21 protein-coding genes are annotated in these 26,297 nt (G+C 34.2%); 8 read left to right on the forward strand and 13 right to left on the reverse strand.

What is annotated here, in order from left to right:
* Positions 1 to 567 precede the first annotated feature (567 nt).
* On the reverse strand, positions 568 to 1,092 hold the full coding sequence (locus DLK05_RS14465) for a pyridoxamine 5'-phosphate oxidase family protein (protein WP_127344726.1): 525 nt from the start codon (positions 1,090 to 1,092) through the stop codon (positions 568 to 570).
* A 39-nt stretch (positions 1,093 to 1,131) separates the two neighbouring features.
* Positions 1,132 to 3,087, reverse strand: coding sequence for a DNA primase (gene dnaG, locus DLK05_RS14470; RefSeq protein WP_127344727.1), 1,956 nt, complete (start codon positions 3,085 to 3,087; stop codon positions 1,132 to 1,134).
* Between the two features lie 253 nt (positions 3,088 to 3,340).
* Between dnaG and DLK05_RS14475 the strand changes: the two genes are divergently transcribed.
* Genes DLK05_RS14475 through DLK05_RS14485 form a run of 3 tightly spaced genes read left to right on the forward strand, consistent with a single transcriptional unit; the run spans position 3,341 to position 5,417 of the window.
* Complete coding sequence (locus tag DLK05_RS14475) at positions 3,341 to 4,159, forward strand: hypothetical protein (protein ID WP_127344728.1); 819 nt, start codon at positions 3,341 to 3,343, stop codon at positions 4,157 to 4,159.
* A 7-nt stretch (positions 4,160 to 4,166) separates the two neighbouring features.
* Positions 4,167 to 4,871, forward strand: coding sequence for an SIR2 family NAD-dependent protein deacylase (locus DLK05_RS14480; RefSeq protein WP_127344729.1), 705 nt, complete (start codon positions 4,167 to 4,169; stop codon positions 4,869 to 4,871).
* A 30-nt stretch (positions 4,872 to 4,901) separates the two neighbouring features.
* Complete coding sequence (locus DLK05_RS14485; RefSeq protein ID WP_127344730.1) at positions 4,902 to 5,417, forward strand: putative periplasmic lipoprotein; 516 nt, start codon at positions 4,902 to 4,904, stop codon at positions 5,415 to 5,417.
* A 131-nt stretch (positions 5,418 to 5,548) separates the two neighbouring features.
* Here the strand turns inward: DLK05_RS14485 and DLK05_RS14490 are convergent, their stop codons facing one another.
* A complete protein-coding gene (locus DLK05_RS14490; RefSeq protein WP_127344731.1) occupies positions 5,549 to 7,825 on the reverse strand; it encodes an inorganic phosphate transporter in 2,277 nt (758 codons plus the stop codon).
* Between the two features lie 108 nt (positions 7,826 to 7,933).
* Positions 7,934 to 8,296: a methylglyoxal synthase gene (locus tag DLK05_RS14495; RefSeq protein ID WP_127344732.1), complete on the reverse strand. Its 363-nt coding sequence runs from the start codon at positions 8,294 to 8,296 to the stop codon at positions 7,934 to 7,936.
* A 228-nt stretch (positions 8,297 to 8,524) separates the two neighbouring features.
* On the opposite strand from DLK05_RS14495, the gene DLK05_RS14500 reads away from it, so the two are divergent.
* Positions 8,525 to 8,953, forward strand: a complete 429-nt coding sequence (locus DLK05_RS14500) for an SPOR domain-containing protein (RefSeq protein ID WP_127344733.1) — start codon at positions 8,525 to 8,527, stop codon at positions 8,951 to 8,953.
* Between the two features lie 11 nt (positions 8,954 to 8,964).
* Positions 8,965 to 9,384 carry an SPOR domain-containing protein gene (locus DLK05_RS14505; protein WP_127344734.1) on the forward strand — a complete coding sequence of 140 codons (420 nt, stop codon included), beginning with the start codon at positions 8,965 to 8,967 and terminating at the stop codon, positions 9,382 to 9,384.
* A gap of 3 nt (positions 9,385 to 9,387) precedes the next feature.
* Here DLK05_RS14505 and DLK05_RS14510 read toward each other — a convergent pair whose 3' ends face one another.
* The 4 genes from DLK05_RS14510 to DLK05_RS14525 form a co-directional block, all read right to left on the reverse strand.
* Positions 9,388 to 9,990, reverse strand: a complete 603-nt coding sequence (locus DLK05_RS14510) for a PAP2 family protein (RefSeq protein WP_127344735.1) — start codon at positions 9,988 to 9,990, stop codon at positions 9,388 to 9,390.
* Positions 9,991 to 10,229: 239 nt separating this feature from the next.
* Positions 10,230 to 11,684 carry an RNA polymerase factor sigma-54 gene (rpoN, locus tag DLK05_RS14515; protein WP_127344736.1) on the reverse strand — a complete coding sequence of 485 codons (1,455 nt, stop codon included), beginning with the start codon at positions 11,682 to 11,684 and terminating at the stop codon, positions 10,230 to 10,232.
* 278 nt (positions 11,685 to 11,962) lie between these two features.
* Positions 11,963 to 13,408: an asparagine--tRNA ligase gene (gene asnS / locus DLK05_RS14520; protein ID WP_127344737.1), complete on the reverse strand. Its 1,446-nt coding sequence runs from the start codon at positions 13,406 to 13,408 to the stop codon at positions 11,963 to 11,965.
* A gap of 136 nt (positions 13,409 to 13,544) precedes the next feature.
* Positions 13,545 to 19,253 carry a two-component regulator propeller domain-containing protein gene (locus DLK05_RS14525; RefSeq protein WP_127344738.1) on the reverse strand — a complete coding sequence of 1,903 codons (5,709 nt, stop codon included), beginning with the start codon at positions 19,251 to 19,253 and terminating at the stop codon, positions 13,545 to 13,547.
* A gap of 583 nt (positions 19,254 to 19,836) precedes the next feature.
* Between DLK05_RS14525 and DLK05_RS14530 the strand changes: the two genes are divergently transcribed.
* A complete protein-coding gene (locus DLK05_RS14530) occupies positions 19,837 to 20,532 on the forward strand; it encodes a DNA-binding domain-containing protein (RefSeq protein WP_127344739.1) in 696 nt (231 codons plus the stop codon).
* 256 nt (positions 20,533 to 20,788) lie between these two features.
* Here DLK05_RS14530 and DLK05_RS14535 read toward each other — a convergent pair whose 3' ends face one another.
* The 3 genes from DLK05_RS14535 to DLK05_RS14545 all read right to left on the reverse strand — a co-directional run bounded on the left by DLK05_RS14535 (position 20,789) and on the right by DLK05_RS14545 (position 22,087).
* On the reverse strand, positions 20,789 to 20,989 hold the full coding sequence (locus tag DLK05_RS14535) for a hypothetical protein (RefSeq protein ID WP_127344740.1): 201 nt from the start codon (positions 20,987 to 20,989) through the stop codon (positions 20,789 to 20,791).
* A 62-nt stretch (positions 20,990 to 21,051) separates the two neighbouring features.
* Positions 21,052 to 21,579 carry a hypothetical protein gene (locus DLK05_RS14540; protein ID WP_127344741.1) on the reverse strand — a complete coding sequence of 176 codons (528 nt, stop codon included), beginning with the start codon at positions 21,577 to 21,579 and terminating at the stop codon, positions 21,052 to 21,054.
* Complete coding sequence (locus DLK05_RS14545) at positions 21,566 to 22,087, reverse strand: RNA polymerase sigma factor (protein ID WP_209319899.1); 522 nt, start codon at positions 22,085 to 22,087, stop codon at positions 21,566 to 21,568. The genes DLK05_RS14540 and DLK05_RS14545 overlap by 14 nt, the downstream gene beginning before the upstream one ends.
* A gap of 273 nt (positions 22,088 to 22,360) precedes the next feature.
* Here DLK05_RS14545 and DLK05_RS14550 point away from each other — a divergent pair, with 273 nt between their 5' ends.
* Positions 22,361 to 24,016: an AMP-binding protein gene (locus DLK05_RS14550; RefSeq protein WP_127344743.1), complete on the forward strand. Its 1,656-nt coding sequence runs from the start codon at positions 22,361 to 22,363 to the stop codon at positions 24,014 to 24,016.
* A 49-nt stretch (positions 24,017 to 24,065) separates the two neighbouring features.
* Here DLK05_RS14550 and DLK05_RS14555 read toward each other — a convergent pair whose 3' ends face one another.
* Complete coding sequence (locus DLK05_RS14555; protein ID WP_127344744.1) at positions 24,066 to 24,404, reverse strand: hypothetical protein; 339 nt, start codon at positions 24,402 to 24,404, stop codon at positions 24,066 to 24,068.
* A gap of 281 nt (positions 24,405 to 24,685) precedes the next feature.
* Between DLK05_RS14555 and DLK05_RS14560 the strand changes: the two genes are divergently transcribed.
* Positions 24,686 to 25,348, forward strand: coding sequence for a hypothetical protein (locus tag DLK05_RS14560; RefSeq protein WP_127344745.1), 663 nt, complete (start codon positions 24,686 to 24,688; stop codon positions 25,346 to 25,348).
* A 52-nt stretch (positions 25,349 to 25,400) separates the two neighbouring features.
* On the opposite strand, the gene DLK05_RS14565 is transcribed toward DLK05_RS14560, so the two are convergent.
* Entirely contained in the window at positions 25,401 to 26,258 is an 858-nt protein-coding gene (locus DLK05_RS14565) for a hypothetical protein (protein ID WP_127344746.1), read from the reverse strand.
* Positions 26,259 to 26,297: the final 39 nt, after the last annotated feature.

The raw sequence follows: 26,297 nt of genomic DNA on the forward strand, positions 1-26,297 counted from the left end.
ACCCCTTTCAAAACCCCCGCCTTACGTTTAAAGCGGTGCAAAGATAAATCATTTATTTCCCCATTTCCTAATCCAATTCTTATCTTTTTCCTGCCTCACACCTTAACATCCTGTGAACCTGATCGAAAAATTTTAAGAAAAGTAATTAGGGAATACAATAATTGCTCCCCAAAGCTGAATTATCAATTTTTATCTGATCTAAAACGAACTAAATCTTAGAATTAAAATTAGTTCCTTAAGAAGTTAAAACGTTTAAAAGAGTTTTGAGGAATTACAATCTTTAGAATAAAGTTCTAATAAAATGGAAATAGAAACCATTAACGAGCGTTAGGGATTGAAGTGGAAACCCCACAGCGACATTCAAACATGCTGCACAAACTTAAAAAAAGAGCTTAATTTTAAAGGAATAAATAGAACTATTAATGAAATAGAGCGAGGAGTTGGAATGAAAAGCCCGCCCGAAGGGAACGCCCAATTATAACTTACAATTTAAATGTAATTTCGAATCCTGGAAATCTAAAACCAAAAACCTTCTCGGTAGGAAGAGTTTGTAAATATATAAGGATACTATAAATCTTTTTGCGATTTTTTCTGATCGCGCTTTATTTGCCAGGGAAAGTTATTCCCATGAGAAGCTCCGAATTCTTTAGCAGTAATCTCCTTTACTTTCATTTGATATACTTCCACATTTTGAACAGCGGGTGCGCTATACTTAAATGCTCTGTTGGTATAATTCCCCATTAATATATTTAAGGCATCCACTTTTTGTTCGATTTCGTTAATAAATTCGATTCTTCCGCGGGAAACAACGCTTTTCCCTTTCATGCGATAACTACACGCCATATGTGCATCCTGGTAAGCCAATTCCGGTGGAGTACAAAAGGTGATACAAACTTCAGGATTGATCTTCAAGGAATCGATCAATTTACCAAAATTGGTGCCATGCAAATAGACGTAATCCTCCTTAAAGCCGAAATTCATTGGTACAACATATGGTTTTCCTTCCGTGTCGATAACACCAACAAAACAAATATCACAGGATTGAATAATTTCTTCGATTTGCTCTTTTCCTTTTATAAATATGGTTTTCATTTGATATTTTATTAAATCTGAGATTTTGAATTGAAAAATTTATAGTATGGTTCTATTTCCTAATTCCTTAGAAATTGCATTTTTTATTGAATCAAGCACCATTTTTTGCTTCATTAGTTCCATTAATCGATCAGGATTTCCAGATTCTTGTGCCTTTTGCATTTCGGCCAAAACCTCCTTTATTAAAAGATGTACTTTCTTTCCTTTATATTCATTCACTAATTTTGGAACAATATCTTTTAATTTCATTTCTTCGGTCTCCACATAACTTTCGTTTCGAGTCCAAATTCCGCTCAATTGATATGGTTCACTCAATATATCCGCCGCTAGCTGACTCACTTTCTCGTTCGCATGATCGCGGAAAAATGTTTTTGCATTGAATTGTTTATTTCCTGTATTAGCTCCAAATTGATCAAATACCATTTGATATAATGGATTTACGGATTCCAATTCATCATTTTTTAGTTCTGCTACAATAAAGTCTCCAACCAGAACATGAGTTTCGGTACCCTCCTCATTTTTCTGTCGAAACAGCACTTCTTTTCCAAAATTTAAAAGAATACGTACCAAGGCTCTCTCCTCCAAATCACAATCATTCGCAGCTCTTAAGAATCCAGAATTTTCTGCCAATTTAGCAGATTCATTGATTCGATTTGTATCTCCTCTCTGATTCCTTTTCCAAGCTTCCTCTTTTTTCTTGTGGATTATCTTATTGATCTCTGTATATAATATTCTTTCATCCACATTTAAAATAGCACTACATTCTTTGACATACACTGATCTAACGATGGCATCCGGAATAATTGCAATTGAACGGACAATATCCAAAATAAGATTAGCACGTTTAACTGGATCATCCTCTGCTTCTTTTAATAGCAAATTGGTTTTAAAAACGATAAAATCAGATTCGTTTTGCTCAATGTATTGCATCAAATCACTAGCTCCCATGGTTCGGGAGAAGGAATCAGGATCCTCCCCTTCGGGTAGTAATAAGACTTTTACATTTACCTCCTGTTCCAATACTAAATCGATTCCCCTAAGTGAAGCTTTAATTCCTGCGGCATCCCCATCATAAATAATAGTTACATGATTTGTAAAACGTTTAATCAATCGGATTTGATCGGGAGTTAATGCTGTTCCTGAGGAGGCAACCACATTCTCAATTCCTGCCTGATGTAAGGATAAAACATCGGTATATCCTTCCACTAAGAAACACTTGTCGTTTTGGACAATAGATTTCTTAGCCTGGTAAATACCATATAAGATTCGGCTTTTGTGATAAACTTCAGACTCCGGTGAATTTAGATATTTAGCCGTTTTGACATCAGTTTTGAGAATGCGCCCACCAAAGGCAATTACTCTTCCTGCGATTCCATGAATTGGAAAAATTACCCTTCCCCGAAATCTGTCGAGCAGGCGATTTTCCTTATCAATACTTAAACCTGTTTTGACCAGATATTCTTTTTTATACCCACTATTAATAGCTTGTTTAGAAAAAGCATCCCATTCTTCCAGACAAAACCCTAACTGAAACTTTTTAATAATATCATCACGAAATCCTCTTTCCCGAAGGTAGCTCATTCCAATAGCCATACCTTGTTTGTGCTGAAGCAGGTTCATGGAAAATGATTTTTGAGCAAATGAATTTACAATCATCATACTTTCACGATCATTTTTCTGCTTTTCCTGCTCGGGAGAAAGTTCGCGCTCGACCACTTCAATATGATATTTCTTGGCGAGATATTTTAAAGCACCTACATAATCCAGATGCTCATGTTCCATGATAAAATTCACAGAATTCCCACCTTTTCCGCAACCAAAACACTTGTAAATGCCTTTGGCTGGAGATACAGTAAAGGATGGTGTTTTTTCATTATGAAAAGGGCACAGTCCTAAATAATTCACCCCTCGTTTTTTAAGCGTCACGAAATCGGAAATAACTTCTGTTATTTCCGCAACATCAAAAATACGAGCTACTGTTGGCTGATCAATCATACGAACAAAAATAGAAAACCTAAAGGATAAAAATCAAAAGAATACAAGATTTTAAAATTTTCACAATCCACTAATCCGTAAAAAACTGGAAATCATAGAATTCACACACAAGATTGAAATAAAACAACCTTAATGCTATATTTTGAATGACATAATTTAATGAGTAAATTGAGTTTTTAAAACCTATTTACACAAAAAATAAATGATATCAATTGCAAAGAAATCAATAAAAAACCTAGTAATATCAATATTCATGGTTACTGTAGGATTTCATGCCTTTTCTCAAGAATCACTGCCGACAAAATTGGATTATCAAAAGTTTTACAAAACGAAGACTCTTGTTGTATTGGAAAATTCCCCTTTTTCGGAATACAATGATAAAGTTAAAGAAGCAATAAAACAGAATTGGGTACTTAATGAGTATGATTTTATCTCCAACGAAGAATTTGATCAGAAAAAAACGAATCCCAACTACTCGTTTCTGGTAACCAGCATTGTTACTTTTAATAAAGATAAGACCAAGGCCCAATACAATTTTCTGAGTCTGTTACTTGGTGAAAAAGCAACTGATATCACTAATATGAAAGATCTTTGTTCTGTTCCAATGTCCTATATAAATGTAGATGAAGAAAATTATTTATATAAACTGGAATCTTTGATTCGATTCATTCAAAATCATGTTTCGATGGTTAGCAAAAATCCATCTATCATTTCAGATAATATATTAAAATATTACAATAAAAATATGGCTCAAGTAAAAAATAAAACTCTGTATATCACTCAGGAAGATTTACCTCCAAATACAAGATCAATCTCCAAAATCAGAAAATTATATCCTGGTAGAGTTAAAATTGTTACTACACAGGAAATAGAGAAAGCCATCAACAACAAAAATAAAGATGTTGTTTTTCTACACAAAGTTGGACCGGAGCAGAAAGGCCATAAAGCAAGGTGTTTTAAAATTATAATTGGTGCAGATGATGCAAAAATTTACTATTTTGATTATCACATGATTAAAAATAAGCAAACCGATAGTTTTTTAGTTAGAGATTTCAAGAGATTATTAAACTAAACATCATATGAAAAAGTTAGTGGTTCTAAGTGGTGCAGGAATGAGTGCAGAAAGTGGAATTCGAACGTTCCGCGATATGGATGGCTTATGGAATCAATACGACATAATGGAAGTTGCCAGTCCTGAAGCATGGCACAAAAACCCCGAGCTGGTTCATCAATTTTATAATGAAAGAAGAAAACAATTATTCGAATGCTCCCCAAACAGAGGCCACCAAATATTAGCGGAATTAGAGGGATATTTTGACGTGGAGATCATAACACAGAATGTGGATGATTTACATGAACGATCAGGAAGTACCAAAGTCTTGCATCTGCATGGAGAATTAAAAAAAGCACGAAGTACGGTGGACTCAAGCTTAGTTTATAATTTAGATCACTGGGAACTTTCTCTGGAAGATAAATGCGAAAAAGGTTCTCCTTTACGCCCTCACATTGTCTGGTTTGGAGAAGCAGTTCCAGCGATTCAAAAAGCTTCAAAAATTGTATCTCAAGCAGATATTTTTATAATAATTGGTACTTCTCTGAATGTATATCCTGCAGCAGGCTTATTAGATTTTGTTCCTTTCAATACCAAAATTTATTTAATTGATCCCAATCAACCATCAATAAAAACAAACAAAAGAGTTACATTTATTCTAGAAAAAGCCAGTACCGGACTTGAAAATTTATTTAATATACTACTAAAAGAGTCCTCGTACAAGCAGGAGTAAATAATCAACGATTTTTTAAAAGGCAGTAATATGAAAAATATACTATTTGCAGTTCTTGTATTATTAAGCTTAAGTTCATGTAATCATTACGAATCAAAGGTATCTATCGGCTCTCCCAACACAACCATAAATTCTAATTTATTGGGGGAATGGATACTTGCTGAAGATCATAAAGATGGAGAGATATCTGGTTTTATCGATGTGTTAGCTTTTAATAAATCAGAATATCTGGTTCAGTTAATAGAATATGCAGATTCTTCCAATTATATGGAATCCATAATAAATATGAGGATGTTTGAAACAAAAATTAGGAACAGCACCTATCTTAATCTACAATTTTTAGGAGACGACAACGATAAATCGTATATGATATATCGTTTCAAATCGATATCTGGTAATCGCTACAAGTTATATTATTTGTCAAAGGAATTATTCCAAAAGGAGTTTCATAATTCGAAAGAATTTGAAGAATATGCAAAAACTCACTACAAAGAGTTTGATAAATCTTTTGAAGTGGAAGGAATTTTAAGCAGAAAAATAAAATAGTTCTCCAATGAATTACAATCCTTACCAACGCTATAAATTATTTAAACAAGAAAGGATCATTAAAAAAGCCAACTCCGAATAACGAGCTGGCCTTCTATTTATAAATATTTTACTTCTTAATTTTAGAATAATTAATCGTCTTCTGAATCCAATTCTTCACCTGATAGTGTAGTAAAATCTCTGGAAGCTTTCAGAAGATTACCTGCATAAAGCGTTAGATTTTTGGTTTCATTTAGGATTCCTAAATAAAGAACCGTATTTCTCGTTCCAACCTTATCCGCTTTAATCCTACGAATTTGCTCTTTTCTTGATTTACGAATCGCTCTCAACAAATCCTTTTGCTTTGCAAAAACTTTATCAATTTGGTTCTCTTCGTAATCATTTTCTTTAAGCACCTGATTAATGGTTCTGAAGAAATCCTCCAATTTTGTCTGAATAGAATTCAGTTCATTAACCTGTTCCATTATTAATGCTTTATGGTTGTTATCCACATACTCAAAAGCAGGTTCCGCAATAAAATTAATCGCATGAGCAATTTCCCGAAGATAATCAATCAATTGCACGTAAAAAGGTCCTGTTGAAATGCTATCTTCATTTAGTTTTTTCACGATAGAAGGAATTTGATCCTTCATTGCTTTCGCTTCCTTACCAAGTTTTCTAGCCTTTTTATTACACTCTTTTAATTTTGCACGTTCTTCAAAAGCCAAGGCATTTATTATTTTTCCAAAAAGACTTGGAATTTTAACGGTTACCTTAGATACAGCGTGTGTAAGTTGATCAGAAGTAGTACCCTCAATAATAATTGAGTCATCTTCTTCCAATCCAGCCGCTCTGTTACTATTTTTCTTAAAGAAAACATGAGATCGCACAACAAAAATTAGAGCTAAGACAAGAAGTCCTAAAATGGCGAAACCACCAAGCCAATGAATTAAGGTGGCAAATATAAAGGCTGCAGAAAATGCAATAAATGCAGTAAAGAACCAACCACCTATTACAGTAATCACTCCGGTAATTCTATAAACTGCAGAATCTCTTCCCCAAGCTCTATCGGAAAGTGATGTTCCCATAGCAACCATAAATGTAACATAGGTTGTAGATAATGGTAATTTTAATGACGTTCCCATTGCAATTAGGATACTGGCAACTGTAAGATTAACAGAAGCTCGCAACATATCAAATGCCGGTTTATCCTTCGGATCTATTGTGCTTGCTGATGGTGCAGGCTGCGATAATCTACTCTCTAAGCTTTTCTGAATCACAGAAGGAAGAATTCGCTTCAAGCTATTATTCGCAGAAATAGATCGTCTTACTACTAATCTTGCAAAAAATGAAGAACCAAATTTTTCGTCTCCTTCACTTTGGCTACTTAATCCAATTTCTGTTTCAGTAACTTTTCTTGCTTTCTTAGATAGAAAAAGAGTGACAATCATTATTATACCGGCAATCAGCAAAAGGTAGGTTTCTGTTTGTACTTTTTGCCCAAGAATCCCCATTGTCATTCCGTAAGGATCTGCACCAGGATTGGCTATAAATGCCTGAAATGATTTAAATCCAGCCAATGGCACACCAATAAAATTCACCAAGTCGTTACCAGCAAAAGCCATTGCCAAAGCAAAGGTTCCGACTAAAACGATTACTTTAAGAATATTCAATTTGGCAACTACAGCCAAGATTTGTAATATGATTGTCCATCCAATAAAACATCCAAGCAGAATTGTAAACGTATTTGTTTTAATCCAAAGTAAAGTATCTGCTGTAATGAAAGAAGAACCTTTTGCTCCTTTAATTAAAATAAAATAGGTAATTGCAGTAACGGATAGTCCGCCAAAAATAGCCCCAAAATATTTAAATGCTTTTTCGTAATTGTGAGTAAATACCAAGCGGGTTAGATATTGTACCAAAGCTCCCGAAAAGAAGGCGATAACAACACTCATGAGAATACCCGTTATAATAGCCAGCGCTTTTGCCGAATTGATATAAGACCCCAAGTCTACCATACTTTGATCTGGCGAATTCATTATTTTCACCACAGCGACAGCTACAGCAGCACCAAGTAATTCAAATACGATTGAAACGGTTGTTGAAGTAGGTAAACCAACAGTGTTGTAGAAATCCAACAGAATAATATCTGTAAGCATCACTGCCACAAAAATGATCATGATTTCGGCAAAATAGAAATGTTCGGGATGAAAAATACCCTTTCTGGCTACTTCCATCATTCCACTAGAAAATGTTGCACCAATCAAGACCCCCAGTCCTGCAATGGAAAGGATAACCCAACGAGGGGCAACCTTAGAACCAAAAGCAGAGTTAAGGAAGTTAACGGCATCATTACTAACCCCTACTATAAGATCAGAAATGGCAAGTGCAAAAAGCACCACTACAATAAGTAAATAAAAGTTCTCCATGTTATTAAGTTCGTAAATTCATCGCAAACATACTAACACATGAAGAACCTATTATTTCTAAACCATTATTTTTGTGTTAATTTAATGTAAAGTCATTGACTTAAACTGCTAATTATTACCAAATAAAAAATCAGCAGAAGCAACATTTAAAGCCATTGGAACATTGTTGATTACGCATGTTCGAATTAAAGTTTGAATATCATGCTCATGACCATGAGGAGTTTCCGCATCAATTAAAAAAACCACAACATCTACATTTCCCTCCAAAATTTGGGCAGCTAGTAAAATATCTCCACCATTAGGACCATGACCAAATGGTTCCACAACTAAATCCAACACCGAATTTATCAGTTCAGAAGTATTACTTGTACCAACTAATTTATGTTTTTTTAATTCCTCTATATTTCTCTTCGCCCATGCCAGCATTACACTTTTTTTGGCATTATGAGCGACTAAAGCTATTGTCTTCATGATTTATTTTTTTATTGATTCGTTATTTAATATCTTTTCATTCAATAATTAGAACCTGATTACTGTATTGTATTATAGATTATTCCCGCACAGTATTAATTGGCATTCTTTATAGATTATGGAATAACTGAATTAATATTTGTCTGATTTTGATAACAAATAAAAGAAGTATTCCTGAATTTTCTAATAATATTGTAAATTTGTTAATATTATATTAATACAAAAGATATGGTTAAATTTTCAAAAATTATTTTTCTATCCCTACTGATCTTTACTGTGGGGTTTTCTGCTTGTAAGAAAAATACAAAAACTCAGGAGAAGGCAAAAACAACTAAAGTTGTTAAGAAAAAAAAGGAGAGTCCTAAACCCATCGTTAAGGCGAAGCCAATAGTAAAGAAAAAATTAAAACCAGAGGTAGAAAAACGACCAAATAAATACTTTTTAATTGTTGCAAGTTTTCAAAAGCAAGCCAATGCTGAAAGGATGCAGGAGCAACTAAATAAAAATGGTTATAATTCAGAAATTCATCCTGCCGCGAATGGCTTTTACAGGGTGTCGTATAAAAGCTTCTCTGATCGGAAACTTGCTTTTAAAGAGTTAAAAAATGTTCGATCTACCGAGGAACATCACGATACATGGCTTTACATTAAACGCTAAATTTTTCGGATATGTCAAAATTGAATCTCTTATTTGTATTCCTTTTTATTTTTACGATTTCCTGTAAAGATAAAACCACTATCACCCCTGTAAAAAAGCAAAATATTGCTAGCCTGACTGCCAAAAGACAAGTTCCGGAATTAACACCTCCACCAAAAAAACCAAAGCCTAAACTGACTAGTAGTGAAGTATTAAATAATAGAAAAATATTTGATTACCATATCATCGCCGCAAGCTATAACTATAAAAATCAAGCAACAGCGTTTAAAGAAAGGTTGTACAAAAAAGGTTATCCAAGTATTGTATTATCACAAAAAGGTAAATACCGCGTAGTGATGCAATCCTTTAATAATAAGGAATCCGCTATAAAAGAATTGGTTCGATTACGCAAATTGAATAAAAAACCCGATTTGTGGTTACTGCGGCAATAGAGCTTAAAAAAGTAGAATACTGCTGAAAATTGTAACAAACCCAAGAATAAAACCTGCATATACCTGTAATGGGGAATGCAGGTTTAGTTTTAGGCGAGAAAATGCCAATAATCCGGCAATCAAAATTCCGATTACAAAAAAGACTCGCAAAGAACTCGAAAAAAGAAAAGACAAGGCAATCAATAAACCTAAGAAACCACCTATACCAGCCATATGTATGCTTATTTTCCACTTTAAGGATATGATTGCTATCAAAGCAATGGAAATAATAGCTGCTATTTGAATATTAGCAACTGGTCTGATGATCGGAAATTTCCACAGCAAATAGGCCCCTAAAGAATAGAATAGGATTACAAACACCAAGGGAATAAATCTTTCTCGGCTTTTTTCGATACCATAATCCGAAATTAAATTCTGTGATTTAAGTAAAGGAAGTAGACTTAAGGGTAGAAAAATTGTAGAAATTGCTACAATTAAATAGATCACTCTTATTAATTGCGATGGGGAATAATCCAAATAGGTTCCGGAATGGAATATAACAAATACAGAATATAGCGGCATCAACATAGGATGAGCAATTCCGGATATGATTCTTGAGAGTTTCATCTAAATTACTTTTTGAGTTTTATATGCCGGATAGAAGTCGTCTGCTTTATACTTCACGATTCCTTTTTAGCATATAGGTTCGGGTTGATAAAATAGTCTTAATCAGAAACCGAAAATATTAAACAGAGCTAAATCCAATATTCGGCTTCTTCTGAAATAAACTATTTCTTCACATGCATTAAAAATAAAAGTGCAAAGATAATTCTCTTCGCACCAAATCATTATTTCGTTAACAAAATTTATAATTCTTTACGTAATCGAGCCACCGGAATATTTAGTTGCTCGCGATATTTTGCGACAGTTCTTCTGGCGATCTGATAGGACTTTTCTTTTAGTATAGCAGCTAATTTATCATCTGTAAGTGGTTTTCTTTTATCTTCCCCATCTACGCATTCCTGTAAAATCTTCTTAATTTCCCTGGTAGACACCTCTTCTCCGGAATCAGTTTGCATTCCTTCCGAGAAGAAATATTTCAAAGAAAATATTCCAAAGTGAGTTTGAATATATTTTGAATTGGAAACTCGGGATATAGTAGAAATATCTAAACCTGTAATTTCAGCAATATCTTTCAGGATCATTGGTTTGAGCTTTTTCTCGTCCCCTTCATAGAAATATTCACGTTGAAAATCAATGATAGCATTCATTGTTAGCAACAAAGTATTTTGGCGTTGCTTAATGGCATCAATAAACCACTTTGCCGAATCCAACTTTTGTTTTACAAACATAGCAGCATCCTTTTGCTCCCTGGATTGATTCTTTTTATTCTTCGAATAATCATGAAGCATCTCAGAATAAGAACGACTAACATGCAGTTCCGGAACATTTCGGGAATTAAGACTTAGAAATAGATCACCATCCTGTTCCTCGAGCATAAAATCAGGAATTATCGTAGGAGATGCCTTTTCCATTGGATTGTTGAATGCACCACCCGGTTTCGGGTTTAATTTTAAGATTTCATCAATGGCGCATTTAAAATCTTCATCGTTTACATTGAGTCTTTTTTGAATTTTATCGTAATGCTTCCTGGTGAATTCTTCGAAATGCTTTTTTAAGATTTGTTTGGCAAGCTTCACATCCGGATTGTGTTTTCCTCTACGCTCAATTTGCAAAAGCAGGCATTCCTGCAAATCGCGAGCACCAACTCCTGCCGGATCAAAATCCTGAATCACTCTTAACAATTCCACCAATTCTTCAAAAGAAGTCTCAATGCCGGTTGAAAAAGCAAGATCATCCACAATATTATCGATATCTCTTCTCAGGTAACCATCTTCATCAATATTGCCAATAAGATATTCGGTTAAAGCCATTTTTTGAGGTGGCAGAATACGCAATCCCAATTGAGAGATCAAGACTTCATGAAAGGTAGTTCCGCCCGAAAATGGTATTTCCTCGTGTTTATCGTCTTTTGAATAATTTTGAGCAGAGAGTTTATAGGAAGGAATATCCTCGTCGTTCATATAATCCTCCAGCGAAAATTCTTCCTTATCATTATCTTTTTCAGCGATTTCTTCGTTTTGATTATCATCTTGATATTCCTCTTCGCCACCACCTTCTTCAAGAACAGGATTTTCTTCCAACTCCTTTTTTATTCGCTCCTCCAATTGCAAAGTAGGAAGCTCCAGCATTTTAATAACCTGTATTTGCTGAGGCGACAATTTTTGTAATAACCTTTGTTGTAAACTTTGCTTTAGCATACTAATTCCGTTCTATTTTTGATGAAGCAAGGTAATTAATCTGCGATTAACATACAACCTGAATAGGGCAGAATAAGTAACGTTTAAGTATCAACAATCATTAGATACCTGTAATGGAGCTAATGAAAATAACAGGATTTTGATTTCATGACGATAAGTTCCCTTAATAGGGATAAACTTCAAAATTTATTAGCCTGATAAAACCTACCGGTTTGAAAAGTAAAAGCCATATTCCAATAGCGGAATACGGCTTCTGATATAATTTAGATTTTGATCTCTTAAAACTCAGCATTTTTTGGTGCTCTTGGGAAAGGAATCACATCACGAATATTACCCATACCGGTAACAAACAACATCATTCGTTCAAATCCCAAACCAAAGCCAGAGTGTGTAGCCGAACCGAATCTTCTGGTATCCAAATACCAATCCATTTCATCAGCAGGTACGTTCATTTCTTTCATTCTGGTAAGCAGCTTGTCGAGATCTTCCTCCCGTTGCGAACCACCAATAATTTCACCAATTCCGGGGAATAGAATATCCATTGCAGCAACGGTTTTTCCATCCTCGTTCTGCTTCATATAAAAAGCTTTAATATCCTTTGGATAATCGATAAGGATTACTGGTTTCTCAAATTTCTTTTCCACCAAATATCTTTCGTGCTCCGATTGCAGATCAGCTCCCCATTCATTAATCAGGTACTGGAATTTCTTTTTCTTATTAGGTTTAGAGTTACGAAGTATTTCAATTGCTTCGGTATAAGTCAAACGAACAAAATCGTTCTCCAAAACAAACTTCAATTTCTCGATCAGCTCCATCGATCTATCTTCTGCCTTTTTCCCTTTTTCCTCTTCCTGTAATCTCTGACTCAAGAATTTAAGATCGTCCATACAATTATCCAAAGCATACTTAATCATATACTTTAAAAACTCTTCGGCCAAATCCATGTTATCAGTAATATCATAGAATGCCATTTCCGGCTCAATCATCCAAAATTCGGCTAAATGACGAGTTGTGTTAGAGTTTTCGGCACGAAAAGTAGGCCCGAAGGTATAAATCTCCCCCAAAGCCATTGCTCCCAATTCCCCTTCCAGCTGACCCGAAACGGTAAGATTGGTTTCTTTTCCGAAGAAATCTTCTTTATAATTGATCGAACCATCCTCGTTTAAAGGAGGATTTTTAGGATCAAGAGTTGATACTCTAAACATCTCGCCTGCGCCTTCGGCATCCGATCCGGTAATTAGCGGTGTATGCATATAATAGAATCCTTTTTTATTAAAGAACTCGTGTACTGCATAAGCCATTGCATGGCGAATGCGGAATACTGCACTAAAGGTATTGGTACGAAAACGCAAATGTGCTTTTTCTCTTAGAAACTCCAGGGAGTGTTTTTTAGGCTGAAGCGGATATTTATCCGGATCGGCAACTCCTAATACATCGATATGCGTTGCTTTCAGCTCTACACTTTGGCCACTTCCTTGTGATTCCATGATCTCTCCATCAATGGATATAGCTGCTCCGGTAGTAATTTTCTTTAGTAAATCCTCATTAAAATTAGGAACATCAACAACAATTTGAAGATTTTGAATTGTAGAACCATCATTTAAGGCTACAAAATTAATTTGCTTATTGCCACGTTTTGTTCTAACCCAACCTTTCACATTTACTTCACTTCCAAATTCCTTTGAAAGCAGCAGATCTTTAATCTTAATTCTTTTCTGTTCCATTTGTATTATTACTTAATGAGATAATAAGGCTACAAAAATATAAAATTGACTTTAATTAAACTTAGCAACAGCCAATTAATTGAAAAAAAGACCGAATCCAATGATTCGATCTTAAAGTCATTCAGTATTTTGACATTTATTTAACGATTAATCTTCCTCTAAATATTTTCTCTCCTCTTAATTCAATAATATATTGTCCTGTCGCTAAGTTCCCTCTTGGAATCTCAACCTTATTACCTGTTATTCCTCTTTGCAGATATACAACACTACCTCTTGAATCAATTACAGATAGCGTATATTCTTTAAAATCAGAATTCTTAAATTCAGCATATGATCTATCTACCATTGGGTTAGGATAAATTGTGATGGCGTCAACCATTTCATCCTTATCTTTAATACCGGTAACTTTGTTTCCTGCATCAATAGTGTTAGAGCGAGAAACACCATATTCTTCAAATGAAGATTTTAATACATTAGGCTCACAAACATCAGGAGCTTCAATTTGCAGTACATAGTATAAAAACTCTTCTTCCGGAGCATTATTATCAATGTACTTCGATTCTGAATCCGAAATCGAGGTCAATAGTTCCATTTGATCCACCGAGGTTCCCCGGTATATATAATAGGTATCAAAGTCCAATCCTAAATATTTATTCCATGCCAAATTAATAGCACCATTCACGCCATAACTTGCCTGTAACAGCATGGTTCGGTGAGCTTCACTCTTGTCTGATTCTAGGCCACAAACATCCACAACAGAAATTGCATAGGTATGAGAACGGGACGTTGGATCGGAGTCCTGATCTTTGAAAACACTTATCTCATCAAATGGCACATTAGCAAGTAATTCATACTGAGACGCAGCATTGGACTCCTTGTAAACATTATAGGAATCTATTCCAAAACCATTTCTTCTTTCCCATACAATTTCATTTTTGTTATCAGGCGTTACCGAAATAATACAAATATTCTGATCCTGGTAAGTAGAAAGATTCTTAATATTAATAGTATCAATAGCTGAACATTTATCTTCATTAAACACCCTCAGCCAATATTTCCCTTCTCTCTCAGGTATCAGTACTTTATCTGTGCTACCTGTTGACCACTTATAGGAAGCAAAATCACCATCAGGAGATAATTCTGTATTATCCGGGCAGAAATATTCTCCCTTGTTAGAAACAATATCCACTACTTGAGGAGCATCAAATTTTTCAATTGCTACTATTGCTGCCTTCTCGCAACCACTATAATCTTTAACAAGAACATTGTATGATCCTGCTGCTATCTTATAAAGCTGCTTACTTGTTGAATGATTGGCATCATCCCATTGAAATGAGTAAGGTAATACACCTCCCGACACACTTAATTCAGCACCACCTGTATTTTCACCATCGCAACTATTAAATTTGTTTACATTGATTAGAATTTCCTCAGGCTGATTCAACTTTATACTATCGATGGAAACACAATTATTTGCATCGGACACACTAACAAAATGATACTTGTCACCACTGAGAGTAGTCACAATAGAATCTGTGGTATTGTTCACATCGTCCCACTGATATTGAAATGGTGCCTTCCCTCCAATAGGTGTTATTACTGCCATTCCATCGTTTAAGCCAGAACAGGTAACATTTTTCCAATCTGTAAATTTTAATAAAGGATCATGCCCTATACTTAAACTTGCGATAGCTGTACAACCATTGGTATCGGTGACGGTAACAGTATATTCAACTCCCTCCTTTAAATTCTCAATACGAGCACCTGTACTGGAATTTTCATCATCCCAAAGGAAAACATAAGGCTCCATGCCCCCACTAGGTTTACAAATTGCTACACCATCTGTTCGGCCCTTACAAGTAACATTTATTCCTTCAACATTTGCTTCTAGCGGTATAGGATCAGTTATGCTTAGCTCTCTATTTGTAATCAGTTCTCCGTTTTTATTTTTCACCAACAAATGGTAGGAACCGGCTTTCAAATCAGAGAAAATACTATCCGTTTGAAAGTTATTCCCATTATCAATAGAGTACTGATAAGGATGATTTCCACCTGTAGGAGTGATAATTAAAGATCTTTTTCCTTCACCGGTACATGTACCATTGTTCACACTTATTAAAACTTCTTCGTTAGTACACTTGGTAAATTTCAATAATCCCTTAGTTGTTCCATACCAAATATGTCCCTGATAATCATCCTGAACACAATTAATTGGTCCCCTTGGTAATCCATTATTTGCAGTGAAGTTTATCCATTCGGTTCCGGTAAACTTAACTAACTTTTGCTCTGTAGTTCCTGAATCAAGATCCTTATAAAAGGAAACGATAACATTCTTTTCAGCATCTTGACCAAAACTTGATAAAGTGAATTCTGCGCTTACTCCATGTTCACCCTCCCCATAGAAAGACCAGTTATCATTGCTCCAAACTGCAATTTTATTCTGATAGGATACCCAAACACGATTCTGAGCATCAACAAACAGCTTTTCTATTGGATTTTGAATTCCATCCGAATTGGTAGGAGCCTCCATATGAGTAAAAACTTGTCCATCATACTTACTTAGCTGTTTATCGAAAACACCATTATACGAAATCCAAATATTACCTAGTGAATCTGCCTGCAGATCCCGAACATGGTTATCCAGCAAGCCTTCATTTTTAGTATAATACATGAATTGTCCGTTGGAGAATTTACTTATGCCTGATCCATCCTCATATCTTAACCAAACATTTTCATTTTTATCTACGCATACGCCCAATACCTTATCGGCAAATAATCCATCAGCACTTGTCTTTTTTACAAAGGAATTTTGTGATTCTTTATACAAGCCCTGATCTGTAGCAATCCATACGTTTGATTTAGAATCGCTAGCAAGATCATAACAATAACCAGTAAAACCATCTTCTTCAGTAAAAGTTTTCCAGTTCGTTCCATCGTATTTCTGAAGCAGATAGGATCCACTCTCCAGGCATACCCAAATATTCTTTTCAGAATCAAGAATATTACATTTTATTCCATTATTCAACAGCTCACTTGCTGTATTGATAGTCAACCATTCTCCATTAGAATATTTGCTTAGGCCTTCACCCGGATTATAACCAATCCACACATAACCCAAAAGATCTTCGCCTATTGCTGATACCTTGTTGGAAAGTAATCCGTTCTCCTTAGTATAAGCATGCCAATTTGAACCATCAAAATATCCAACTCCCTTATCAGTTGCAACCCAAACACCTCCTTGGGTATCACAATAAATATCATAAATGAAAGTGAGTTTCATACTTAAACCGGGGTGGATTACTGACCATTGGCTGCCATCAAATTTAAGCAAGCCTGATTCTCCTTCACTTACCCAATTACTACTAGCCCAAATGTTACCCTCTTTATCTTCCTCTATATTTTTAATTCCTCCTATAGTCTGAGTTCCCGCATTATAAAAGGTGCGACAAGAGTCAATTTGAGTATTACTAAGGATATTAAATCTTGTTATGCCATTATAATTACCAATCCAAAGACGATTCTTTTTATCGATATGAATGGAGTACAAATCATTATCTATTAAGCCATCACCTTTGGTAAAGTTGGTAAAATGGGAACCATCAAAACGAGAGAGGCCAGCGTCAGTAGCAATCCATAAATTACCATACTTATCTTCTTTAATATCTCTTATATTATTTCCAGCCAGGCCATTACTTGCAAAGAATGATGTCCAGGAATTACCATCATATTTATTTAGTCCCCTATCATTCTCATTAGCACCACACCATAAATTTCCATTCTTATCCTTTTGAATGGACTGATATACATTTGGGGAATTGATTGTCGACCAGTTCTTACCATCAAACATTCCAATTTCCTGAACTGTGGCGAACCAAATCTTTCCCTCGAAATCATTTTCAATTACTTGAATATCCGTATTGTATAGCTGTAAATCACCACCAACTTTTGAGAAACTACACAAATTATTCTCCACAACAGGTACCACTTTCAGCATAAAAGTCACCCTTGTTTGACATCCCCTATCATCGAAAACGGTAACATGGTAGAATGTGTTAGCTTTTAAATTATTACCTGAATTTGAAGTAGATTCTGTTTCTTCCCAAAGGTAAGAATAGGGAGGATTACCTCCACTTACACCTATCGTTGCAGAACCATCAGCCAAGCCAGCACGAGAAATATTAGAGCTATCGGCAACAAAAGCCACTAATTCTGTGGACTCATATGCTTTAAACAAATTGTTATCATTGGCTACAACAACATTTTTACAGGCATTTTCATCAACTACCTGAACTCTATAATCTCCTGTCTGATTCACAAGCTGAGTTTTGGTATCACCTATACTTGTCAATTCCGATTGATTATCGGTAAAAAACCACTGGTAGGAATCATATTCCTTTTCTGTAGTTAGGCTTTTATCACCCTCTCCACAAAATTTAGAATCATCAGTAAAAAGGATATTTGGATTCGGATTAGAATATATGGTATAGATATTGGATTGACGCGTATTGCCATTTTTATCAACCGAGCTTACAGAATATTCTCCCGCCTGAGAGGTTCTAATATTGTATTTCGTTTTTATGATGTCCAAATCTGTTGTCCAATTAAAAGACTCCATAAAACCATACACCATTAGTTCTCTTTCTACTCCTTCGCAATGGTCCGTATTACTGGGAATTATACGTAAATCATTAACGTTCCCTTTTAAATCTGTTTTAAGCACATAGGCCTTGTCATTCCCGTAATTATATCCCCATTCGCTATTGGCCCAATGATAACCAACACCATAATAGAAATTCCCTTGCAAAAGAAGTCTGTTTAGATATCCTCCTGTATCAGATCCAAAATATCTTTCCCATATCAGATTTCCCGCAGCATCGAATTTTGCCAAATAAGGAGTTTCATTAGCATCATTAGTATAGACGACTCCTGCAATGTTAAGATTTCCGTCCGCATCTTCAGCAATATCAAACCCAAAATTTTTGTTATTATCCTTAAGTTCTTTCTCCCAAAGTAAATTTCCATTTTCATCGTACTTTCCCAGCCATATCTTCGAAGTTGTAATACTATTGTTCACATATTCCCGATATCCTGTAAAAGCAATCGAACCATCCTGGCAATGATGAATACTCTTTAGATATTCTCTTTTACCACTCGTTGTTTTTGAATTGAGGATTTGATTTCCATCCAAATCGAACTTCATGAGAAATGCCTGTGGAACTGTATCGTCGTATTCGCCGCCAATAAAATAAGCACCTGACGCAATACTTATTGATAGAGGATGGATATCTGCCTTACTCGAAAAACCATCAATCAGAAGATTGTTATTCTCCCATTGAATTTCACCACTGCCATTTAATTTCATGAAAAAGGGCTGGCTTGCTCCTTGAGGAATTATTCCACACAACAAATAACCATCACCTGGTAAAGCCACCAAATCATTACAATAATTGAAATTATCGCTGTTTCCAATTATTTTATCCCAAATTTTATTCCCGGCTTCATCTATCTTCAACAAGTAGATATCTGTAAAATTGTTAACCACCAATTCACCAGCAATCAAATATCCCCCATCAACGCCAACACAAATTCTGTTTGCATTAACTTTTCTCTCCTTATACACAAGTTTCTTGTTCCAGATAGTATCTCCTACTGCTGACAATTTATATACAGAAGAACCACCATTGTGTCGAGTAAGCACCAAAATTTCGCCATTAGAATTTACACATAAATCTTTGGCTATTTCGTAATTTTCACTCGGATCATTTAATACTCTTTCGAAGGTGGTTTGAGCATTTAGGATGCTCCAGATACTAATGAGTAGTACCAATGTGTAGAATTTTTTCATATTCCGTTAGGCTTAGTAAGTATTTATATAATATTAGGGCAATTAGCTTGAAAATATAAGCTTAATAAAATACCTACGCAATGCTTTATAGTATCATATTAATTACTTCACGTCATTTTATAATCATTTTAAATAAATATATAACATCCTCATAAAACAGGTAATTATTAAAATAAGCAAGAATTAAAGTCTTATGATCATTTACAATAAGACAAAAACAGATGATACTCGGACAAGTTACTGGCTAAGAACAATAATTGTCTGACAATTCTGATATTAGGAAATACAATCTTGAAATAGAAGTAGAATATCAAGATCAATTGTAGAATAAAAAGGGAGTGGGAAAGTATCAATAATAATTTAAACCGATTCTAAGTTTAATCTATCTTACTAATCCATAATAAAATATGAATAAATAAAATCAAGAAATTATAGCTTAACAAGAAATTTATTTGATACTTCTTTAATTTTGTTTAATTTCAGTACCGATAATTAAAAGCTGTGCAGTCTCTTGCTCTTCCTTTGGACGGTCGGAACTCCAGACTGCACGCTTCATTGTTTAACCTTCAAATATAATAATAAAATGGCAGTACCATTTATTTTAAGAAAAAATGCTCTAACCGAGCGAGAAGATGATTATGTTGCAAAACCAGTTGTTTTTAACTCTCTAACTCAGAATGAGATTATTCAGAAAGTAGTTAGCCGACACAGTTCCTTAAACAAATCTGATGTGCTTGTGGCAGTGCAGGCATACGAATCTGTAATTCATGAAGAGTTGATTCAAGGTCACAACATTGTAAGCCCAATGTGCAATATCAGTTTGAGTATATCAGGTGTTTTCGACCGGGAAATAACCGAATTTGATCCGAACCTACACCACATTAATCTCAATTACAAACCTGGTGTTGATTTCAGGAAGATAGGAGAGCAAATAGAACTAATTAAAATTGAAGCTGCTGAAATCATTCCTGATATTAAATATTTTGAGGATTCGGAGACTAATACTCAAAATGATAAAATCACACCTGGAGCAGCGGCTAAGATTAAAGGTTCCAGAATAAAAACGAATCAGGAGGATGTAGAAGAAGGTATTTTCTTTATTTCGGAAGATGCTGTAAGCCATAGAGTAGAAAGTTTTTTGCGCAATATGCCTTCTGATGCCATTTTTAATGTACCAAAGGAATTAACAGCAGGAAAATACAAATTACAAGTACGCACCAAAATGGATGGTAAAACCTTACATATTGGTGAATTAGACTTTGATCTCACCGTTGATTAAAGCGTATTAAAACAATTTAAGACAGATCCCTGAATTTTAAAATTCAGGGATTTTTCCATTTTTGAAGCCTCTGCTTACAATTTCGATTTGCTAGTACTACCATTTTTAATTTACTAGTACTACCAATTTAGATTTGCTAGTACTAGCATTTTTGATTTGGTAGTACTAGTAATTTTGATTTACTCGGTTATCAAACCAGTACTTACACCAAATCTGGTGTTAATTCTTGTCTCGGAAGATCTTTGGTTTTATTGCTTTATGCACTTAAACGGATGTTTTTTTTTGCAAAATCATACAACAAGTAGATAGCTCCGGTTAGTATAAATACTACTGAAATACCTTCGAGGAACCCAAATTCAAAATCTGTTAATTTATCTCTAAATATTTCACTTAGCGACAGAATTAAATTTCCTAAGCCAAAAACTGATATAAATATAAAGCGTAATCTGTATTTCATAATTTTAAATTTTATAATTCTTAACTCCCTCCCATTATTTTCTGCTCAATTGCCTGATTATTTTATTCTCTTTCAATTTCGGCAATAACAGATAAAGCATTATCGCGAATCCCTTTGTATTTAATGCGCCAAACAATTAAGCCTATAATACAAGCCAGAATAAGTGCTCCAATAAAATATATCTGCACCTTAACTACAGAGAAATTAAGAGATGAATTTAAACACAAACCTGCATCCATAAACAAAACAGCTATTAATACCCATATGTTTTTTATATGAAAAGGTTTGTATCTGTTTGCGGCATTTTTCAACATCTGAATTGTTGGCAAAGCGTAATCTACATATTTATATTCCTTATAATATTTATCAAAAAACAATGCAAATATTAAAGAAGATATAATAAAACAAACATCCCCAATTAATTGATTTATATCTTTTGTCTCTGTTAAACTTTCTATTGTAAGTAGTAAATAAACAGGAATAAGAATCCAATAAATAATCTGAAAGCTTCTACTTATTCTTGCGTAACGAGCATCTTCGGTTTTAAGCTTACCAACCAGTTGTTCTATATTATTTCTATTTAAATTCATGTTTCCCTCCTGTAAGTTTGGTTTTAAGATAGATTTTAATTCGATGAATTTTAACCTTAACATTAGATTCACTTATACCAATTATATCGGCAATCTCTTTCATTTTTAAACCCTCAAGCATTAAGGATATTAATGCTTTGTCGATTACCGATAACTGGTTGAGTTCATTTTGAAACTGATTAAATCGAGCTTCTTCTTTATATTTTGCTTCCAGACTTTCATCATCTAAGATAGAACTCAGATTCTGTGTATCGGTGTTTACTATAAGCTTCATTTGCTTAAAGGCCTTACCGGTAAAACTCAGCGAAGTATTAACTGCAACACGATAAACCCACGTACTAATAGCCGAATCGCCCCTGAAATTGTCGAGGCTTTTCCAAATATTAACAAGCACCTCCTGGTACATGTCTTTTTGATCTTCGGAATTCGAACTATAGTACCTGCATATCCTTTGTATGCGTTCCCTGTTTTCCGATAAAATCTGATTAAATCTATCTTCCTTTTTCAATATATAAATCTTATTTGTTGTCTATTTAGTAAGCCAAGTTTTGAATAGTTACATATTTTCACAAAAAAACCAAATAAATTTTAATGCGATATGGTATAAACCTAATTGGTTCTAATATTAAGCGTAATAGCTACTTTTTTCGAGAATGTAAACCACAACTTACACTACTGATAATATGCGTCTTAAGCACATGCTTAATGGATTTTAGTATTCTTTGTTTATGATTCTTTAACAAGATTAGTATCTTTAGCCCCGCAATAACACAGTAAGTATATGATTAAAAACAAGTTAATCAATTCCATACAGGATACTATTCAGAAAAACTGGGAGAATCCTGCATTTACAAACTACCAAAAAGATACCCTAAGTTTTAAAGAAGTAGCTCAGAAAATTAAATGGATGCATCTTCTGTTTAAAGAACTGGGAATAAAGCGTGGCGATAAAGTTGCTCTTATTGGGAGAAACCTTAATAATTGGGCAGTAAGTTATTTGGGTACCATTACCTATGGAGCTGTAATTGTGCCAATACTTCCGGATTTTAATTCAAGCGATATTCATCACATCCTGAATCATTCTGAGGCTCGGCTATTATTTGCCACGGATAATGTTTTTAATAAAATTGATGATACCAAACTTCCTGAGGTTAAAGGAATACTATCTCTGGCTAATTTTGAAATACTATCTGCTTCTGATAAAAAGTTGGAGAAAGCAATAAAAAAGGCAGATGAGCAATCCCAAACTACACCTATTACTAAAGACTCCCTGGGATTTATAGATTCAAAGGAAGAAGAAACAGCTGTTATTTCCTACACCTCCGGAACTTCTGGTTTTTCGAAAGGTGTAATGTTACCATTCAAATCTTTATATTCCAATGTACAAATTGGATTTGATCATATCGACCTAAGACCAAAGGATAAAATTGTTTCCTTCTTGCCACTGGCTCATGTTTTCGGATGTATGTTCGAATTTTTAACCCAATTTTGTTGTGGCTGTCATGTTGTATTTCTTTCTCGTGTTCCCACTCCACAGATTATAACCAAGGCTTTCCAAGAGGTACAACCTCGTTTAATTTGTTTGGTTCCATTAATCATGGAAAAGATATACAAGAAAAAAATTATACCCGTTTTAGAAAGTCGCCGGGTTAAGTTGATGCTTAAAATTCCATTGTTGGAGCGAAAAGTCTATCAAAAAATTAAAAATACCCTGACCGAAAACTTCGGAGGAAAATTTATTGAAGTAGTTATTGGAGGTGCTGCTTTAAATAAGGAAGTTGAAAATTTTCTTAAAAAGATAGAGTTTCCGTTTTCAGTAGGATATGGTATGACGGAATGTGGTCCGCTAATCAGTTATAGTCCTAACAAAAACTTTCGTTCTCATTCTTGCGGTAGCATTGTTGATCGTATGCAAATCCGAATTAATTCGGATGATCCTTATAATATTGTAGGAGAAATTCAGGTAAAGGGAGATAATGTAATGAAAGGTTACTTTAAAAACCCGGAAGCTACAAAAGAGGTTTTAAGTGAAGATGGCTGGTTGGGAACTGGTGATATGGGTATCATCGACGAAGACAATACTGTATTTTTGAGAGGCAGATGTAAAAACATGCTTTTAGGACCTTCAGGACAAAATATTTATCCGGAAGAAATCGAAGCCAGATTAAACAACTTACCTTTTATTCAGGAATCTATTGTAACAGATGATAAGGATCACAAGCTAATAGCTATGGTTTACCCGGATTACGAAGCATGCGATGCCGAAGGTTTAACAAAAGAAGAAATTGAGCAGGCAATTAATCAAAATCAAAAAATTCTGAATAAAGATTTACCTGCTTATATGAAAATTTCGAAGATGGTACTTTATCTCGAAGAATTTGAGAAAACACCCAAACGCAATATCAAGCGATTTTTATACTCGAATTTATATCACTAGTAGAACGAATGAGCCATTCTAGATTGAATGGCTCATTCATTTTTAATATTCATTCTATCTTTCTAAATATAAAAGATTGATTTTGAGGTTTTAAACTTACCATTTCCTTTAATTCCCACCCTTTATTAAACATGTAATTCAACAAGTCAGTCTGACTAATGAATATTCTTCGAAGCTTTCTCGCTGTTTTATCGTAAAATTTCCATTCCAATCCATCACCAACATCAACAGTAACTTCTGATCTACCGTTACCTCCATCTTTAAAATATACAATAGTATATTTTGCAACTTCAATTTTAGATAGTTTATCTTTTTTTGAAATTATCTCCTGACCAAAACACCATTTAGCACCTACTAGCAATAAAGCAAAAAGTAAAAAAATTTTCATAGAATTTGTTTCAATTCAAGACTTTATTCTTGATTACATTAAAGTCTTAAAAGTTATAGTATAATTTACTAGTTTATAAATATTCACAAAACTAAAATAGAAAAAATATTGTGACCACCCCCAGTAACGCGTATATTATTATAAAATCATCTTGTAAAATTAGTTTTTAATTAAATAAACCCTGAGCAAGCCTCAATTAAATATATCGAGATAATTAAATTTATTTCGATTATATTAGCATCGAAAACTATATCATAGTATTAACACAAAATCATTCACGAATGAAAAAATATTTTACGCTATTGTTATTTCTACTCATAGTTACTTCATCAGCATTTGCATTAAAGAAATCAGTTCTAGTTAGCTGTTCAGAACCTGATGCTAAAATTTATCAAGATGGAAAATATATTGGAACCGGGCAAGTCGAAATTGTTATCGTTTCAAAAAGTTGTGCTAATATTGAATCTCGAAAAATTGGTTATTTAACTGAAAAAGTAAAATTCTGTAATAACCGATATTCTGCAAGGCCACCAAAAACTTATTATATTGAAATGAGAAGAGATGATTCATACGATGCATCTATTCAAACTGATATAGCAAATTCTGATATTGAATTAAAAACCTCGAAAGCTGAGACTGATGCATGGAAATTAATCAGTCAAATTGTGACTTCAAGTTTTGATGTAATTGAAATTACAGATAAAGAAACAGGATATCTTAGAACAGCCTGGGTTGCACAATCTTTTGATGCTAAAACTATTAGAACCAGATTTATTGTAAAGCAAGCATCAGTTGAACCTTTGGTATACAAAATTAAACTCGTTTCAGAACATTCTGATTTTAAAGGAACAAGTATTAAAAAAGATGAAGATTTTAGAGAGTGGGATCGTGTTCTACGTAAATATGAAAATTTAATTTCTGAATTAACATCCCGATTAAAATAAATTATTCCATTTTTTTATATTGCAAACCATCTATTTTTTAAATAGGTGGTTTTTACTTTTTAAACAATCCTTTTTGCAATTTCGTTCTGTGATTTAGCTTAAAAACAAAATCTAAAATAGGTGTGGCCACTAATTGAGTTCCGTAATTGCTATCGAGATAATACATTTTATAGCCCCCAGAAATTGAGAATTTACTATTGCGGTGCCAATGAATTTTCCCCTGACTTTCCATCGCCCATTCTCCATTAAAATCAATGGAATAATAATCTGCATTGATTGAAAAATTAAAATTCCGATACACATTACCATCCAATTCCAGACCTGCAAAATAAAGCTTGCGATTCGCCTGATAAGTAGAAGTTCGCTGATAAAGAAAATAGTAATCGAGTGGTGAAAAATCAGATTTTCCAGTTGTTAGTGCAAAATCGAAACCCAGGCGAGCAGTTAAAATCAAATCAGGAACCCGCACGAAACAATCGGCCGGTTGTGGATTTAATATACGACTGACAATTAGTTCATTTCTAAAAACAAATATTTGAGGAATACTTGCTGATTTCGGAATTTGATCTTGAAATCCACTACTTCTCATCCATTTTAATCCCAGCGTAGGATAATAAAAAGTGTGCTGTGTGGAAACAATAGTATTCTTACCAAACCATTCGTGCTTAAATCCAAGATTAGGCACAAGCGGAAAAAGCAAGGCTTGGGTATTAATTTCAGTTTTAGAATAATTACCATATCTGCTTACAGCCAAAGCACTCAAATGAATTTCTTTCAAGGGCACCACTTTTGCTGTTCGTTCGGTCCAGGCACTATAATAATCTAATCTTTCTCCACCTACAATGGGAACCTGTGCCCAAGACTTTACGCCAAAGGAGAATAGAATCAGAATCCAATATATTTTCTTCATAGCAATTCGTATTTTCTTTATTAAAACCCCAAATAAGGG

It is taken from the genome of Ancylomarina longa (assembly GCF_003996985.1).
In the GTDB taxonomy this organism is placed as follows: Bacteria; Bacteroidota; Bacteroidia; order Bacteroidales; family Marinifilaceae; genus Ancylomarina_A; species Ancylomarina_A longa.

Bases quoted from the DNA above. Each gene is read 5' to 3' on its own strand.
- DLK05_RS14465 (WP_127344726.1), bottom strand. From the start codon at position 1,092: ATGAAAACCATATTTATAAAAGGAAAAGAGCAAATCGAAGAAATTATT.
- dnaG (WP_127344727.1), bottom strand. From the start codon at position 3,087: ATGATTGATCAGCCAACAGTAGCTCGTATTTTTGATGTTGCGGAAATA.
- DLK05_RS14475 (WP_127344728.1), top strand. From the start codon at position 3,341: ATGGTTACTGTAGGATTTCATGCCTTTTCTCAAGAATCACTGCCGACA.
- DLK05_RS14480 (WP_127344729.1), top strand. From the start codon at position 4,167: ATGAAAAAGTTAGTGGTTCTAAGTGGTGCAGGAATGAGTGCAGAAAGT.
- DLK05_RS14485 (WP_127344730.1), top strand. From the start codon at position 4,902: ATGAAAAATATACTATTTGCAGTTCTTGTATTATTAAGCTTAAGTTCA.
- DLK05_RS14490 (WP_127344731.1), bottom strand. From the start codon at position 7,825: ATGGAGAACTTTTATTTACTTATTGTAGTGGTGCTTTTTGCACTTGCC.
- DLK05_RS14495 (WP_127344732.1), bottom strand. From the start codon at position 8,296: ATGAAGACAATAGCTTTAGTCGCTCATAATGCCAAAAAAAGTGTAATG.
- DLK05_RS14500 (WP_127344733.1), top strand. From the start codon at position 8,525: ATGGTTAAATTTTCAAAAATTATTTTTCTATCCCTACTGATCTTTACT.
- DLK05_RS14505 (WP_127344734.1), top strand. From the start codon at position 8,965: ATGTCAAAATTGAATCTCTTATTTGTATTCCTTTTTATTTTTACGATT.
- DLK05_RS14510 (WP_127344735.1), bottom strand. From the start codon at position 9,990: ATGAAACTCTCAAGAATCATATCCGGAATTGCTCATCCTATGTTGATG.
- rpoN (WP_127344736.1), bottom strand. From the start codon at position 11,684: ATGCTAAAGCAAAGTTTACAACAAAGGTTATTACAAAAATTGTCGCCT.
- asnS (WP_127344737.1), bottom strand. From the start codon at position 13,408: ATGGAACAGAAAAGAATTAAGATTAAAGATCTGCTGCTTTCAAAGGAA.
- DLK05_RS14525 (WP_127344738.1), bottom strand. From the start codon at position 19,253: ATGAAAAAATTCTACACATTGGTACTACTCATTAGTATCTGGAGCATC.
- DLK05_RS14530 (WP_127344739.1), top strand. From the start codon at position 19,837: ATGGCAGTACCATTTATTTTAAGAAAAAATGCTCTAACCGAGCGAGAA.
- DLK05_RS14535 (WP_127344740.1), bottom strand. From the start codon at position 20,989: ATGAAATACAGATTACGCTTTATATTTATATCAGTTTTTGGCTTAGGA.
- DLK05_RS14540 (WP_127344741.1), bottom strand. From the start codon at position 21,579: ATGAATTTAAATAGAAATAATATAGAACAACTGGTTGGTAAGCTTAAA.
- DLK05_RS14550 (WP_127344743.1), top strand. From the start codon at position 22,361: ATGATTAAAAACAAGTTAATCAATTCCATACAGGATACTATTCAGAAA.
- DLK05_RS14555 (WP_127344744.1), bottom strand. From the start codon at position 24,404: ATGAAAATTTTTTTACTTTTTGCTTTATTGCTAGTAGGTGCTAAATGG.
- DLK05_RS14560 (WP_127344745.1), top strand. From the start codon at position 24,686: ATGAAAAAATATTTTACGCTATTGTTATTTCTACTCATAGTTACTTCA.
- DLK05_RS14565 (WP_127344746.1), bottom strand. From the start codon at position 26,258: ATGAAGAAAATATATTGGATTCTGATTCTATTCTCCTTTGGCGTAAAG.